This is a genomic window from Pseudomonas sp. B20 (assembly GCF_020515755.1).
In the GTDB taxonomy this organism is placed as follows: domain Bacteria; phylum Pseudomonadota; class Gammaproteobacteria; order Pseudomonadales; family Pseudomonadaceae; genus Aquipseudomonas; species Aquipseudomonas syringae.
In genome coordinates this window covers 44,770-59,528 of record NZ_JAHPJG010000031.1, presented here as the reverse complement: position 1 = coordinate 59,528, position 14,759 = coordinate 44,770, and the positions used below count along the sequence as shown (strand labels likewise).

The 14,759-nt window shown below is 56.9% G+C and carries 11 protein-coding genes and 1 tRNA gene; 2 read left to right on the top strand and 10 right to left on the bottom strand.

The window, feature by feature from the left end; genetic code table 11:
- Positions 1-39 precede the first annotated feature (39 nt).
- From LIX91_RS24195 to gabD, 3 genes are all read right to left on the bottom strand, one after another.
- Positions 40-1,428, bottom strand: coding sequence for a response regulator (locus LIX91_RS24195; protein WP_100073873.1), 1,389 nt, complete (start codon positions 1,426-1,428; stop codon positions 40-42).
- A 156-nt stretch (positions 1,429-1,584) separates the two neighbouring features.
- Positions 1,585-2,865 carry a 4-aminobutyrate--2-oxoglutarate transaminase gene (gene gabT / locus LIX91_RS24190; protein WP_003344741.1) on the bottom strand — a complete coding sequence of 427 codons (1,281 nt, stop codon included), beginning with the start codon at positions 2,863-2,865 and terminating at the stop codon, positions 1,585-1,587.
- A gap of 179 nt (positions 2,866-3,044) precedes the next feature.
- On the bottom strand, positions 3,045-4,487 hold the full coding sequence (gabD, locus tag LIX91_RS24185) for an NADP-dependent succinate-semialdehyde dehydrogenase (protein ID WP_003367662.1): 1,443 nt from the start codon (positions 4,485-4,487) through the stop codon (positions 3,045-3,047).
- A gap of 334 nt (positions 4,488-4,821) precedes the next feature.
- Between gabD and LIX91_RS24180 the strand changes: the two genes are divergently transcribed.
- The gene (locus LIX91_RS24180) at positions 4,822-5,175 is read left to right on the top strand and encodes a gamma-glutamylcyclotransferase family protein (RefSeq protein WP_226489324.1); all 354 of its coding nucleotides are present in this window, start codon (positions 4,822-4,824) and stop codon (positions 5,173-5,175) included.
- A 68-nt stretch (positions 5,176-5,243) separates the two neighbouring features.
- Here the strand turns inward: LIX91_RS24180 and LIX91_RS24175 are convergent, their stop codons facing one another.
- Together LIX91_RS24175 and LIX91_RS24170 are read right to left on the bottom strand one after the other, a co-directional pair.
- Positions 5,244-5,879 (bottom strand): LysE family translocator, encoded by a 636-nt coding sequence (locus LIX91_RS24175; protein WP_004408840.1) that lies wholly within the window; start codon positions 5,877-5,879, stop codon positions 5,244-5,246.
- Positions 5,880-5,924: 45 nt separating this feature from the next.
- Complete coding sequence (locus LIX91_RS24170) at positions 5,925-7,310, bottom strand: FAD-dependent monooxygenase (RefSeq protein WP_226489323.1); 1,386 nt, start codon at positions 7,308-7,310, stop codon at positions 5,925-5,927.
- A 23-nt stretch (positions 7,311-7,333) separates the two neighbouring features.
- On the opposite strand from LIX91_RS24170, the gene LIX91_RS24165 reads away from it, so the two are divergent.
- Positions 7,334-7,410, top strand: a tRNA-Arg gene (locus LIX91_RS24165).
- 284 nt (positions 7,411-7,694) lie between these two features.
- Here the strand turns inward: LIX91_RS24165 and LIX91_RS24160 are convergent.
- The 5 genes from LIX91_RS24160 to LIX91_RS24140 all read right to left on the bottom strand — a co-directional run bounded on the left by LIX91_RS24160 (position 7,695) and on the right by LIX91_RS24140 (position 14,553).
- Positions 7,695-8,798, bottom strand: a complete 1,104-nt coding sequence (locus LIX91_RS24160; protein ID WP_226489322.1) for a hypothetical protein — start codon at positions 8,796-8,798, stop codon at positions 7,695-7,697.
- 80 nt (positions 8,799-8,878) lie between these two features.
- Entirely contained in the window at positions 8,879-10,675 is a 1,797-nt protein-coding gene (locus tag LIX91_RS24155) for a DUF262 domain-containing protein (protein ID WP_226489321.1), read from the bottom strand.
- Between the two features lie 31 nt (positions 10,676-10,706).
- Positions 10,707-11,681 carry a 5'-nucleotidase gene (locus LIX91_RS24150; protein WP_226489320.1) on the bottom strand — a complete coding sequence of 325 codons (975 nt, stop codon included), beginning with the start codon at positions 11,679-11,681 and terminating at the stop codon, positions 10,707-10,709.
- Positions 11,682-11,938: 257 nt separating this feature from the next.
- Entirely contained in the window at positions 11,939-12,832 is an 894-nt protein-coding gene (locus tag LIX91_RS24145) for a hypothetical protein (RefSeq protein WP_226489319.1), read from the bottom strand.
- Positions 12,832-14,553: an AAA family ATPase gene (locus LIX91_RS24140; protein WP_226489318.1), complete on the bottom strand. Its 1,722-nt coding sequence runs from the start codon at positions 14,551-14,553 to the stop codon at positions 12,832-12,834. The genes LIX91_RS24145 and LIX91_RS24140 overlap by 1 nt, the downstream gene beginning before the upstream one ends.
- Positions 14,554-14,759: the final 206 nt, after the last annotated feature.

Here is a 14,759-nt window from a genome sequence, read left to right as displayed (position 1 = left end):
ATGGGAGCGAGCTTGCTCGCGAAGGCGTCAGTGGGGTTTTTACTTTTCGGGCGGACCCTGAACAGCGCCAGCCGGATCCTCGATCGCAGCAGGCTCTTCAGCAGGTGCCTCAGGTGCCAGGTCGAGCAGATCAGGCTCGTCGTCGACCACCTCGGCAGCCACCTCAGGCTCGCTAGTCAGCGGCCTCAGCAAACTCGGATCCGTCACCCCAGTCAGCTTCTTGCGCAGGCGCTGCAAGTCTCCGACGCTGAGCTTCAACAGCTTGGCCGACTTGGTCTTGATCAGCGTGGTGACACTTTCTTCCTCGCCCAGGCGCGCCATCTGCCCCGCCAGGTTCATTGCCAGCACTTCGCGCGTGTAGATGCCGGTATTGTACTGATACACCGCAGCGATCAGCTCACGCAGTTCCAGCGGCAAGCGCCAGCGGGTGCGCAGAGCAGAACCGAAGGCAGCGGAGTACTGCTCCAGAGACTGCCCAATCACCTGCTCATCCAGTTGGCCGCCAGCCAGCAGCCACTCCTGCAGGCAACCCAATACCGCCAGATCGCCCAGCGACTGCAACAGTCCGGCACAGAAACAGCGCTCCGCATCCAGCTCCAGCATGCCGCCCAGAATGCGTGCGTAATCAGCCGTGCGTTGCGACAGGGTCCACAGCTCATGGGCCTTGGCCAGCAACGCATCATCGGTCAGCACCGCCATACGCTTTTTGCCCAGACCGGACGCGATATTGGCGCCCTGCACCGGCCCGAGAATGGCCAGCGCCCCGCCCATGGTCTGGATCGGCTTGCCCAGATGCTGCGCCGCCGTGTTGGCGGCGGCGATCAATACAGCCGTGATGTGCGGATCATTGCGCAGCTCCTGCTCCAGCAGGGTGGCGTCGATGCCACTGGCGGTCTGGCTGAGCGTCACCGCGGTGGCGACATCGACAAACAGCGGCGCTCCATCGGCGATGTCACGGCGTTTGTCGAGAAACTTGGTCAGGGTCAGACCCGGCGTCAGCGCGGGCACCGCACCCGCAGCCGGGGCGCTGCGTTCCAGCAACAGGCCTTCAAGACGCTGGCGCAGCCCTTCGGTGTTCAGTGGTTTGGTCAGGTAGGCAGTCGGCGCCAGCGGCACGACCTCGCGCACGCTGGCGCTGTCATTGCGATTGCTGATCAGAATGAACGGGATGGCGGGCTGACGACGCAGATTGCGCACGCCCCGCAGCAGGCTCAGGCCATCGATCCCCGGCAGCTCGCGGGCGGCGATGATCAGGTCCGGCAGGTGTTTTTTCATCCACTCGACGGCCTGTTTGCCATCGGTGCACATCTCCAGCTCGATATCCGCACGCACGCCCAGCACCAGGTCGCTGAGCGTCTCGCGAACCCACGGATCAGACTCGGCTATCAGTACGCGGGGAACGGCGGGCAAAACTACAGCGGTCATCATGACTCTCCGATGTCAATGCGACCACCTTAGCCAATGCAAACGTCCGGATATACCCAAAACAGCGAAATACCCTGCTCTAAAGCAAAAAAAACCCGTCGAAACGGGCTTTTTTTGTCTGTTTGGTCATAAATTAATCAATTCATGACTTCACACTTTTTACGCGATTTCAGCGAAGCATTCGTCGAGAATGGCCAGGCCGCGGTTCAGCAATTCGTCTTCGGCGGTCAGCGGTACCAGTACGCGCAACACGTTGCCGTAAGTACCGCAGGACAGCAGAATCAGACCCTTGTCACGCGCCTTGGCAACCACCTGAGCCACTGCCGCGGCGTTAGGCTTGTGCGAGTCGCCGCCTTCGAACAGCTCGACAGCGATCATCGCACCCAGCGCACGCACTTCACCGATAACCGGGTACTTGGCCTGCATCGCCTTGAGCGAGGTCACCAACTGCTCGCCAACCGCCTTGCAGCGTTCCAGCAGGTGCTCTTCTTCGAAGATGTCCAGCACCGCCAGCGCCGCAGCGCAGGCCACCGGGCTACCGGCATACGTGCCGCCCAGACCGCCGGGTGCGATGGCGTCCATGTATTCAGCCTTGCCGCACACGCCCGCCAGCGGGAAGCCGCCTGCGATGGACTTGGCGAAGGTGGTCAGGTCAGCCGCAACGCCCATCTGCTCCATCGCGAAGAACGTGCCGGTACGGCCAGCGCCGGTCTGCACTTCGTCAGCGATCAGCAGAATGCCGTGCTTGTCGCACAGCTCGCGCAGACGCAGCATGAAGGCCTTCGGCGCCACGTAGAAACCACCCTCGCCCTGTACGGGTTCGATGATGATCGCAGCGATGTCCTTGGGCTCGGCGTCGTTCTTGAAGATGCGCTCGATGCTGGCGATGGAATCATCCACGCTCACGCCATGCAGTTCGCACGGGTACAGCGCGCGGAAGATACCGCCTGGCATCAGGCCCATGCCGGCCGAGTACGGCACGACCTTGCCGGTCAGGCCCAGGGTCATCATGGTGCGGCCGTGGTAAGCGCCGGTGAAGGCGATAACGCCCGCACGACCCGTCGCAGCACGGGCGATCTTCACGGCGTTTTCCACCGCTTCGGAACCGGTGGTCACCAGCAGGGTTTTCTTGTCGAAATCGCCTGGGACTTTGGCGTTGATTTTTTCGCACAGCTCGACGTAAGGCTCGTAAGCCAGGACCTGGAAGCAGGTGTGGCTCAGCTTGGTCAGCTGTTCTTGCACGGCGGCGATGATCTTCGGGTGCAGGTGACCGGTGTTCAGAACGGCAATACCGCCCGCGAAGTCAATGAACTCACGACCTTCCACGTCGGTAACGGTCGCGTTCTTCGCCGAAGCAGCGAAGATCGGGTGGATCTGACCAACGCCACGCGGGACGGCTGCATGGCGGCGTTGCATCAGGGATTCGTTAGTCTTGCTCATGTATTCCTCATTCGCCGCTCATCGGTCGGCGTGGGTCAAGGATCAAGCGGACCGGATCAACTGCGGCAGCATACGATGATCGACTGCTGCAGCCTTCAGGCCACCAGGAAACTGCGGTACAACAAAAGCCGATGACACGTCGCTCTCGCGCGCCATCGGCTGCAATACCCGAGTGTCGGTCAGACCGACAGGCAGAGGTATTTGATTTCCAGATAGTCTTCGATGCCGTACTTGGAGCCTTCACGGCCCAGGCCGGACGACTTGATGCCGCCGAACGGTGCCAGCTCGTTGGAGATCAGGCCGGTGTTGATACCCACCATGCCATATTCCAGCGCTTCGGCGACACGAAACACGCGGCTCATGTTCTGCGCGTAGAAGTACGACGCCAGACCGAACTCGGTGTCATTGGCCATCGCGATCACTTCGGCCTCGTCCTTGAAGCGGAACAGCGGGGCCAGCGGACCAAAGGTTTCTTCCCGGGCCACAGCGGCGTCTTTCGACACGTTGACCAGAATGGTCGGCTCGAAGAACGAGCCTTCCAGGCTGTTGCCACCGGTCAACACGGTTGCGCCCTTGCTGACGGCGTCGGCGATGTGTTCCTTGACCTTGGCCACCGCCTTGTCGTCGATCAACGGGCCGGTGGTGACGCCTTCTTCCAGGCCGTTACCGATCTTCAGCTTGCCGACCGCCGCTTTGAGCTTCTCGGCGAACGCGTCATACACCGCGTCCTGCACGTAGATGCGGTTGGCGCACACGCAGGTCTGGCCGTTGTTGCGGTACTTGGAGATCATCGCGCCTTCGACCGCTTTGTCGAGGTCGGCATCGTCGAACACGATGAAAGGCGCGTTACCGCCCAGCTCCAGAGAAACCTTCTTGATGTCCTTGGCGCATTCGGCCATCAGCTGGCGACCAATGTCGGTCGAGCCGGTGAAGGACAGTTTGCGCACGATCGGGTTACCGGTCAGCTCGGCACCGATATCGCCTGCGCTGCCAGTCACCACGCTGAACACGCCAGCCGGGATACCCGCACGCTCGGCCAGTTCAGCCAGGGCCAGTGCCGAGAACGGCGTTTGCGACGCAGGCTTGAGCACCATGGTGCAGCCCGCCGCCAGTGCAGGACCGGCCTTGCGGGTGATCATCGCCGCCGGGAAGTTCCACGGGGTGATCGCCGCCGTCACACCAATCGGCTGCTTGAGCACGATCAGGCGCTTGTCCGGCTGGTGACCAGGGATCACGTCGCCATAGACGCGCTTGGCTTCTTCGGCGAACCACTCGATGAACGACGCGGCGTAGGTGATCTCGCCCTTTGCTTCGGCCAGTGGCTTGCCCTGCTCCAGCGTCATCAGCAGACCCAGGTCGTCCTGGTTCTCGATCATCAGCTCGAACCAGCGGCGCAGCTTGTTGCCACGCTCTTTGGCGGTCAGCGCTCGCCAGGCCGGCAGCGCCTTGTCAGCCGCCTCAATCGCCCGACGCGTCTCGGCTGCGCCCATTTTTGGCACAGTGCCGAGGATCTCGTTGTTGGCAGGGTTGTTGACCTTGATCGACTGACCACCGTCCGCGTCCAGCCATTGGCCGTTGATATAGGCCTGCTGGCGGAACAGTGTGGAATCTTTGAGCTGCATGTCGGCCTCCTAAACAGCATCGCCCGAAAGGCGACGCGAACAATTGATATCGATGCACCCCATTTGGAAGCCATCGTCAGGAAAACATTCCATCGGGTTCCAGCGCTGCGCAACGCATGAAGACAGGAAGACCGAACAAGAGCGTTTGAAATCTCAAACGAATCCTAGGCATTGCGGGGGGAAAGGACAATAGCCCGTTCGAAAAAAAGAACGGATACGGGTCGACTGCTTTTTTGCATCGGCGTTAAGCTTGGTCAGCCCATGGAAGTCATACAGCCTGACTGAGATGGATTTGAAGATTCTTAATGCGCTTATTGACGATTCGAAGGCAAAAATGACGCAACCTCAGAGTTTCACGATACTGCTCTTCTCCTACGGCACGTTGCAGGACAAGGCGGTACAACTGGCCAACTTCGGCCGGGAACTGACAGGCCACGCCGACCAGATGATCGGCTACAAGCAGTCCTACGTCGAAATCACCGACCCGCAGGTGCTTGCCGAGAGTGGCAAGACGCATCATCCCATCATCAGCCCGAGTGAGGATTTGAGCGATACCGTCTCAGGGACTGTTTTCCAGATCAGCGCGCAAGAACTGGCAGCGGCAGACGCTTATGAAGTTTCAGACTACAAGCGCATAGCCGTAGGCCTCGCCTCAGGCCTGACCGCGTGGGTCTATGTTGAGGCATAACCGTGTTCCCGAAAGGGTGCTTAAGGTCAGTGCCTGAACATATGCCTGTTCAAGCGCGGCTGGTTTTATCAGGCTGCCCTGCCCTTCAACGTGAACAGGCTTAGCCCCAGGCCAATGAACGACGCGCCAAACACCCGATTGACGTTCTGGCGCCTGCGGGCCGAATTGAGGTGGCGCTTGAGCGTCTGTGCCAGCAGCACATAAAAGACGTGAGCAACCACAGAGCAGCCGGCGAAGGTCACGATCAGCACGCCCGTCTGCTCCACCTGAAAGGTGCCGGGCTGGATGAATTGCGGCAGAAACGCGATGAAAAACAAGATCGCCTTGGGGTTGGTCAGCGCCACCGAGATGCCTTTGATAAACAGGCTGCCTGTGGACACCGCTTTGGGCACGTTGGCCAGCGCGTCGAATGCACTGCGCGCGCTACGCCACTGCTTGATCCCCAGATAAACCAGATACCCCGCGCCTGCGATTTTCAGGACCAGAAAGGCACTGGCGGACGCTACCAGGACCGCGCCCAGCCCGGCCGTTACCGCCGTGGCAACCACTATGAGCCCCAAGGCGTTGCCGAGCGAACCGACCATCGCCCTCGCCGGCCCGTGGGTGATTGAATTGGACAGCGCCATGATCACCGCCGGCCCCGGCGTGAGCGTAACGAACAAGGCAATCATCGCGAAGCTGAGCCACTGTTGTAGCGATTCCATTTTTTATTCTCCCTGTGGCGCAGGCATTAACCCACGCCTGTAGCGCTATCGATAATCCGGAAGCGTGAAAGCCTGCACCGCCGGGGTCAGCGCCCTGGCAGCACGCTTGCTGATAAAGGGTGTTGCCACCAACCGCTGCACGGCGCGCAGGATTTTCACCCCGGTCTGAGTGCGAGGATGGACCAGACGCGGCACAAGTTTTGGCACGCTCTGCGACTTTTTCACCACAGGGCGCAGGACATATTCGTACGAGGCAAGCGCCTCTGCAATCGTATCGGTCCGGGTGAGTTCACCCGCCAGTACATACGCGCCAATAAGCGACAACGAAGCACCGACCCCACCCAGCGGCGTGACACACCACGCCGCATCGCCCAGCAGCACCACCGGGCCATTCGACCAGCGATCGATCTTCACCTGACGCAAGTCATCGAACCAGAAATCCTCCGCAGCCTCCATCCCTTCCAGCAGACGAGGCACCTCCCAGCCCGCGCCTGCAAACGACGCCCGAAGAAACGCCTTCTGCTCGGCAACACTGTTGCCGACCGTCAGGTGGCTTCGGCCCTGCACATTAAAGAACGCACGCGTCGTACCGCGATTGTCCGGACGAACGCCCGCGCTGCGCCCGCCCACCGCGTTGTACCAGCGCGCGGTCTGACTATCGGTCGGCGCACGAGGCACGGTAAAGAACGCGCTGGCCAGGTCCATCCGGCGCGGCTGATTCTCGCCGGGGAACACCAGCTCCCGCGTGCGCGAACCGACACCTTCGGCAATGATCAGCAGATCAAAACGCTCCTCGCCACCGCCCTCGAACGTAACCGAAACGCCCTCCGCATCGTGCTCGACCGAGACGATGCGATCACCGAAGCGATAGAACGCATCAGCAGACGACGCCTCATACAGCAGACGCGCAAGGTCACCGCGCAACACCTCAAGCTCAGCCGTCGGGCCGTCTCCGTCCAGACCGGCCAGATCGATGCGCGCTGCCGTGCGGTTATCCTCATCGACCCACGCAAGCCCCGTCTCGCCGGTGTTGAGATCCTTCACCGCCTGCTCAAGCCCCATCAGGCGCAAGACCTCCCGAGCCGCGCCCCGCACATCCACATTCTGCCCACCATCGCGAAAGGCAGGCGCCTGCTCGACAACCGTGACATCGCAATCGCGCCGCGTCAGCCACCAGGCCGCGGCACAACCCGCGATACTGGCCCCGGTAATAAGAACGCGGCACGGGCTGCGCTCGATGCTTTTGAACTGATTGATAAGAGGCCCTCGGTGAGAACGAACTGACGGAGTGATATGGGGAGCATCATGCACCAGCTGGTGGTTGTGCCGGTAGCGGTGGGCTGTTCCTTTGTGGGTGGAGGTGGATGTGGGGTGATGGAAGGCGGATGATTTGTGTCGCACACCGCCCGCAACTGGACGCCCCGTACCCATGTGAGTATCATGGCGCCCGCGTCGCACCAGTAGCTCAGCTGGATAGAGTACTGCCCTCCGAAGGCAGGGGTCGTGGGTTCGAATCCCGCCTGGTGCACCATATAAGACAAGGGCTTAGGTGAAAACCTAGGCCCTTTTGTTTATGAATGTGCCCATTCTGTGCCTAAACCGTGCAGCGCCATCTCGCACCACCCATGCGTATAGCTTTAGTTAGAACACTAGCCACGCGGGCTGGAAGCGCCGAGAAAATGCATCCACCCCTGAAACCGGCTCAGCCCCACGCACCTTTCACATACCCCGAGTCCTGACTGGCGGCCAGGGGTATTAGGTCTACGGTTTGGCGGCGCAAGACTTACAATTGCTCATAACAGCTGTGGGAAGGTGTCAGAAACGCTGGCGGCTCAACTTGGCGATAAACATATCCACTATTTCCCCTGAATCCAGGTCAAATTTTTGCTCTTCACTGATGCTCCAATCATCGTCATACGGTGATTGCCATGCGGGCCAATTCAGTTCCGCTAGAGATGCCTCTAGAGAGCAGTTAGGCGCGGAGATCGAGAGCATAAGACCCAGCAGGATCTTTTCGCGCAGAACACCCCTTGGAACGCTATCAGCGGACTTCGCCAAAGCCTGAAAGAGCTTCTGGAGGTAGTTGATGAAGTGTTGCACTGCCTCGTCGTCTAGCGGCTCTGTGGTTCCAAGCTCGTAAACTTCCACGAAAAGGGAGGCTTTCTCATCGCGCACTTCTTCTGACGCTTGCTGATGGAAGCTATCCGTCAGGTGCAAGATATCGGTCGGCATCTCGCTTACGACGAAACTCCCCACGGAATACTTCGGCACCTCTCTCGAGCTGCCATAGAAAACTCTGGCCGCATCAGCGACCTCTTCGATTTTCTCACCTGGAAACGTTGCATGCACACCGAATCCTACTTGCTCAACATCAGCGAGCGTAGATCGGACTAACTCGATCAGCTCGACCCTATAGTTTCGATTGGTCGCGCCTTGGTAATCGAATATATGCCCATGTCCGACATTCTCAACCTTGCCCAGCAAGCGACGCAGACCTCGCCACCCGCCTGAGTAAAAGTTGCGCCAGCCCCATGAATCGCTAGTTTCAATCGAGGGGAGTGGAGTGGGAGCAGCTTGAGGAGGCGTCGACCGCTTCTCCGAGTTTTGATCCAACCTGGATTGCACCTCCTTGAGGGCCCGTTGTTGGCGGCGAAGTTCGCTGGCTAAACCCAGACCCAGTGAGCCAAGGCGCGTTTGGCCCGCAATCTCCTGATGGTTGATGGCAACCCGCGGGCGAAGCCCTGAGCCGAACACCTGCTCACACCAAGCGGCATAGGTCAAATTTTCGCCAGTGGTGCGGGGCAGTCTGTTCGCCAGCTTCTTAAGGAGGGAAGTCTCCAGATATGAGCAATCGACCAAAACGTCGAACCTCTTCAAAATCCTGAACTGAACCCACTGCTCTAACTCTTCACGGTCCATCCAGTTACTCCACATCAAGTAGGATCAATGTTCTGTCTAATCTTATTCAAACACCGGACAGCTTGGCCTCTGGGCGCGCCTCACAAACCCCAATAGTACTGCTTGATCTTCTGCGCCATGAGCCGGCGGCGCTCGGCTAGAAAGGCTTCAAATTGCTCAGGCTGATAGGCGGCCAGATCCTCAGGGAGGCAGTTGCTGGCTAGGTTGACTTTGAGATCATCCAGGCGCGTGATAGCTCCATAGCGCGCCAAGCCTCTATCACACTGAGCGAGCACATCGGCCATGTAGGCTGCCGGGGCGGTGTGGCCGATCTTGATGTTCACTTCCTGCTGCACGTACACGTAGTTGGCAACCTGGTTGTACTTGCTTCGTTGCAAACCCCGCTGCTTCAAGAAGTTTTTCGGGAAGATGTGGTGAATATCACCATGGTGCGTGAGCATGTCCCGGACGGTGATGTCTTTTGACAGGAAGCCTTTGTCGCCGCGATTAGCCTGCGCTGCCCAAAACACTTTGATTGCTGGCGCATTAACGGACGATGTAGTCAACGACTGTGGCAAACCGAAATCCCAGAAAGCGTCGGAAAGCTCAGCTGCCTCGATCTCGCCCAGCACCTCCTCGAACTTGCGCTCATGAACGGCCTTGATGTCCTTGTCGAAGCGCGACTCCGGCGAGCCCGAGTAACGCCCGGTCAACAGCGACATGACAAACCAGCGGCGGACCCAACTTTCGATATTAGGGTTGTTGCCCAAGTCGCGTTTGAGCTTGAGGTACAGGACGTAGGCGAAATTCAGCGCGTTGACCGAGCCGATCATGGAGCTGTCCACGAAGCCGGCCGAGCGAATGATCATCAAGAAGCGCTTGAAGTGCGTTTCGTTGATGAATTCCCTGACCCCTTCGCTCAGGACCCTGAACGACTCTTCCTCGATTTCTTTCTCATAGCTTCGCGTATCGAAGTTGCGACCCGAGAGCAGCCCGACCAGATCCGATAGGCGACCACGATTGAATTTGGTAGTGAAGGCCACGCGCAGCATGTCCGAGTAACTTGGGTCGTACAGATCATCGTTTTCACCCCTCAGCCAACGCATAGCCTTGAAGTAGTCCGTTTGGACGAAGGCTTTGTCGTTGTTCTCAATGTGGGCGTAGAACTCGGGCGCGATGGATAGGTGGCAGAAGTAATCGATGGCCTTGCGAAGGGTATTGCCGTCGAACTCCTCGTTGGCAGCGATCTTCGACATCACAAAGTCCGCCTGACTGAGCACAACACCTTTTGAGTTGATGCGAATGAAGATCTCCGTAACAGTCTCGATGTCCAGATCAGCCGCCAGCTCGATCAGACCGATCTGCTTTTTGGTGATATCGCAAAGCCTGTCCAATCGCTCATAGACAAGATCTTCATTCAAGTCAGGGTTTGCAGTCAGATAATCCCTGGCGGCTTTGTGCGACTTCAGCTCGCCGTTGACGATGGGCGCGATATCGGCGAACCACGCCTTGTCCTTCTCGATAGCTGGGTTGCTGACCTCGAAGCGCTCCTCGATGGGGTGGAAGGCAATGCGGATACGCACCTGCTGATAATCCTGGTTGATCACCTGCTGGCCAGCGATCGCCGCGGTCAACGCAGTGACGCGTTGCTGGCCGTCAATTAGTACCTTCTTGCCCTCGGCCAGCGAGCCGTCTTTGAGTTTAACCGTGGGGTTACGCCACGCAATGATGTAGCCGACCGGGAAACCTTGATACAGGCTGTCCATCAAGTCGCGGACCTTACTGGCATCCCAGACGAAAGGGCGCTGAATTTCCGGGATTGCAATTTCTCCAGACTTGACCCAGCTCAGGAGAGTTTCGATCAGGTGCTGGTTAACGGAGTACTTCTGGGCTGACATTGGCATTCCTTTGCATGCATAAGCGGCGAATCTATTCAGCCGGAGCCAGCAACTGATCCACGGGGTCAGGCCTGGTCAAGTATGGCACTTTGCCCGAGGGTACCAGATTTGCCGCAGCTTCCAAGTGGACGTCCTGGTCATCAAAGAAAATGTGGGGATTGAAGGCCGTAAGCACTTTGGGCTTGCCCACACCACCGAGGAAGAAAGCTTCATCAACGTACACGCCCCAGGCACGCAGAGTGTTGATCACGCGCATTTCCGATGGGGAGTTTCGAGCCGTGACAATGGCGATTCTGATCGGTGAATCCTTGCTACCGGTGGGTAAACGCTCCTGCAATTTGGCCAGTTTCATGAGCAGGCTGGCATAGGGTCCCTCTTCCATGGGGGTATGCTGCAGTGCATCTTCCTGCGCCTGAAAGGCATCCAGCCCTTGGGTTTTGTAGACCAGCTCGCTGGCGTCGGAAAACAGCACTGCGTCACCGTCAAAGGCGATTCGTACTTGCCCTTTAGGGATTTTGGGGGCGTTGGCTGGCGGCGCCTTGAGGATCGCAGCGGCGCATTGCTTGGAGTCGATAACCTTTTGAGCATCGTCCACGTTGGTCGTGAGAAACAGATCGACATCGAAGGCATCAATGTAGTCAGCCACCGACTCGCCACCGGTGAACGCCGAACGCGTGATCGCCAACTGATCCCGGCGAATGGTCTTGAGTACGCGAATACCGGTATCTGGGCTGTTGCGTGACATCACCACCACTTCCACCAGCGGTGCATGGTCGCCACTTTTCATATGTCGATTAAGATCAAGCAGTGCCTTCACCAGATGATATCCGGTACCCGGTGTCAGCGGATCACCCTCACGCTCTTGCATGTAGCGGCGATAGTTGTCGATCACGCTTTCCGGATCAGCCTCAAGCCCAGCCTTGAACATCTGGTCGGACTCGCTCATGTCGAATAGCGCAGTGGCGGAGATCCCAACGACCAACGTGTTACTTAAATCAAACGCCATTGTAGCCATCCTTTGTGCCTGCAAAACAACCCAGTATAAGTTGGGTAAAAACCCTTGAAGTAAGTCCAAGGACAGATAAAATAATTTATTAGGTCACAGAGGTTCTCGCCGCGCCGAATAACTTTAAATCTTACGCTTAGTGATAAGCTGCTCCTAGAGCTTAGCTCGTCCACATCACGACTGCGACTTTTCAGATATAACACTTTACCTAGTGATTTCTTGCCCTTATCACAATACCTGCAGAAGGCCTCAATTTTTCAAAAGCTGAGCTGATCAAAAATCTTCAAACACTCCTGTCTTTCAATAAAGCGAGTCCACAACTCATTGACAACTGCAGTATCCAGGCAAATCACGTCAGTGTCATGTTCACGTTCATCATAAGCTTCGGGCTCAACAAAACCTCGATCAAAGCGCAGGCCTGCGCGTTGATTAAATAGGTAGCGTGCATGGAAATCTTGATCCAACTGATCACCTGCCACCCGAGAAACGTTAAATCTGACGCCTTGGTCTATCCATGCGCTAAGCAGCCTCTCATACTCATCCTTCACAACTGCCGCGCTACGGGAGTCGTTAGTGTAATCTGAAAATATGATCATTTGGCTCGGTAATGCACCATTTGCCTGGCAAATATGAAGCATAGAATCAAGAACTTTTGTATATTTGCGCCTAGGCTGAAAATAGGGGTCAACAATTACGATCTTATCCGAGACTGCGAGTACGTACTTAGCCGCCTCCGCCAGGGCACTCGCATTACGTTTCACATGAACTTCCCGTCGATTTTCAAAGAGGTTTTCGTGAGCATCATCGATATTATAAAGCTTATCTGAGGTAGGCTGGCTTTTTATCAATACAGCGAATAGTTCATTTAAAACGGATTCATCATTAACACTTGTCAGCCAATTAGCCCCCTCGTAGCGCAGCCCCATACGCACAAGACGATCATCCTTGACGGTTCGTAACTTTTCCTCAACCCGCGCCAACTCAATGTCGCCCACCCCATTTGAGTGACAAGCATCCATTACCATCTTCATCCAGCTTTTCGGATAGCGTGCGATTAGCAAGCCCTTGCTATAACCAAACTTTTCCAAGACATAGCGCAGATCTTTCCAGTTGTTGATAGCATCCGGCTCTATAGCGAATATGGCGTGCATCAGAACAGTTCCTCCCGACGCTCAGCGAAGAAACCATTGGGCCAGCGAGTGGTAAACTCGCCAGAGCTATCAATTTCGATACGCCGGGTTCTGACCCCAGCCTCTCCTGGCTCCATATAGACGATTGAAACATCAGTTGGAGAAACAGGCTGCAGCCCCTCCGGTAACACACCTTCGGAGGTTTCACGGATTCGGCGCAGGATCCGCAGGACAAGGTGCTCGCTGTGGGTTTCGATCAGGAATGTGCTGTTGTTGTTGGCTTGAGTGAGCAAATCGCCGATACCGATTTGAATCCTCGGATGAACATGCAGCTCTGGCTGCTCGCAGGCGATGATGCCCTGCTTGGATTGCAGGGCCGCAACCACCAGCGGGAATAGCTGAGAAATCCCAACACCCACCTCCGAAAAGGCCACCTCGATCTTGTTGAGCTCATCCCACAGTACCCACTTGCTGTAGTGCTCCTTATCTACAAGCTGTCGGGCTTTGGCTCCAGCAGGCCTAGTCTCTGCCTCAAGAATTTTCTTGAGTACACCTAGGTCAATCGAGCGCTCCTCAAGCAGCGGATTATCCTCAGCATCAGCACCCGTAAAAGTGAGGCTAAGCTCATCCCCCAAAGTCTCAAAAAATGTCCCCAACTCATCGAGCGTGTCGCCGCCTCCCGAGTAAATGACCTGGCTGATCACGGCCTTCGAACGCAGCGAATATCCAAGGCTCAAAGTGCGGGGATTATTCAACCAGCTATTCATCTCTGCCATACTGGCATCGTTCAACCCAGCAGTTACATCCCAAGCGGCAGAACCGGAATACCAATCTTTTTGCTTCGGGTAGGGGTTGGGCTGATGCAGGGCGTCCGGGATAAGGCGCAACGGGCCAATGCACAGGCTTTCGTTGAGCAATGCCAAAAGATTGTCGAGGGGAGCGACCACGACATCCGATAGGATCTCGTGTAGACGCGCCGTCAGGATTGGGTCATCCGCGTCGATTACCGTCTCAAGCCGTTTGCCTAGCATAGGCAAAGCACCTGCGAGACCTTTGAAACCGATGACGGCATGCTCATAAGAAACATCTACGTTTTGCTCTAGATCCCTTCTAGAAACTGTTTCAGGCTTGCGATCGGCGTTGAGAAGTTCGTGCAGACGGCTGACAATTTCTCCTTCCGCATGGTTGTCCATATCAGCATCGGTCAACAAAGCCGGGTACCGATAATTGAGCCATGTGATTACAGGCTGCTTGAGACCTGAATCGCTAACAAGTTCAGCGATCAGACTGTCATTTAGCCAAATCTTATAACAGGCCACATAAGCTGTATTTTTAGCCTTTGACCAAGCGATATGAAATTCAACCGCCAGCCGATCTGCATCGGCAGTAGGGCTATCGACGGGCAGCGAAAAATCGTCCCCTACCAGATCTACCACTTGGTTGTAGCTGGAGCCGATAGACCCAGATTTATCGAGGGTCAGCTTGATAACCATCCGCTTGGTGGTGTCCCTGCCGTTAACCAGTCTCTTAAACCCCCCCACATGCTTTTCACCTAAAGCATCGATGCGTTGAGGATCGCATTGCCCTTTTTCCAACATCTGCTGGATATAGAACAATGCCATAAGCACTGAGCTTTTGCCTACGCTGTTCGGCCCGAACAGCAATGTCACAGGTGCCAGCGCAATAGTTTGGGTAGCCTGAAAGGAGCGAAAGTTGGTAAGGGCGATTTCAGTGATGCGCATAATTTCTTTGCTCCGCTGCTTTCAATAGGGCAGCTCATGGCTGGAGAGTGAGTATGTGATGATTAAGCCGCTGCCGCGCGCCATCTGGAAGAATCCAAATAGCTTCGTACTCTGACCGCCGCCTCGGGCTGAAAATTCGCGCAATCCCGTACGCGGTAAACCATTGCCCAGTCGAAAGCCGCTCATACTGGCCTTGAAGGCTGGGA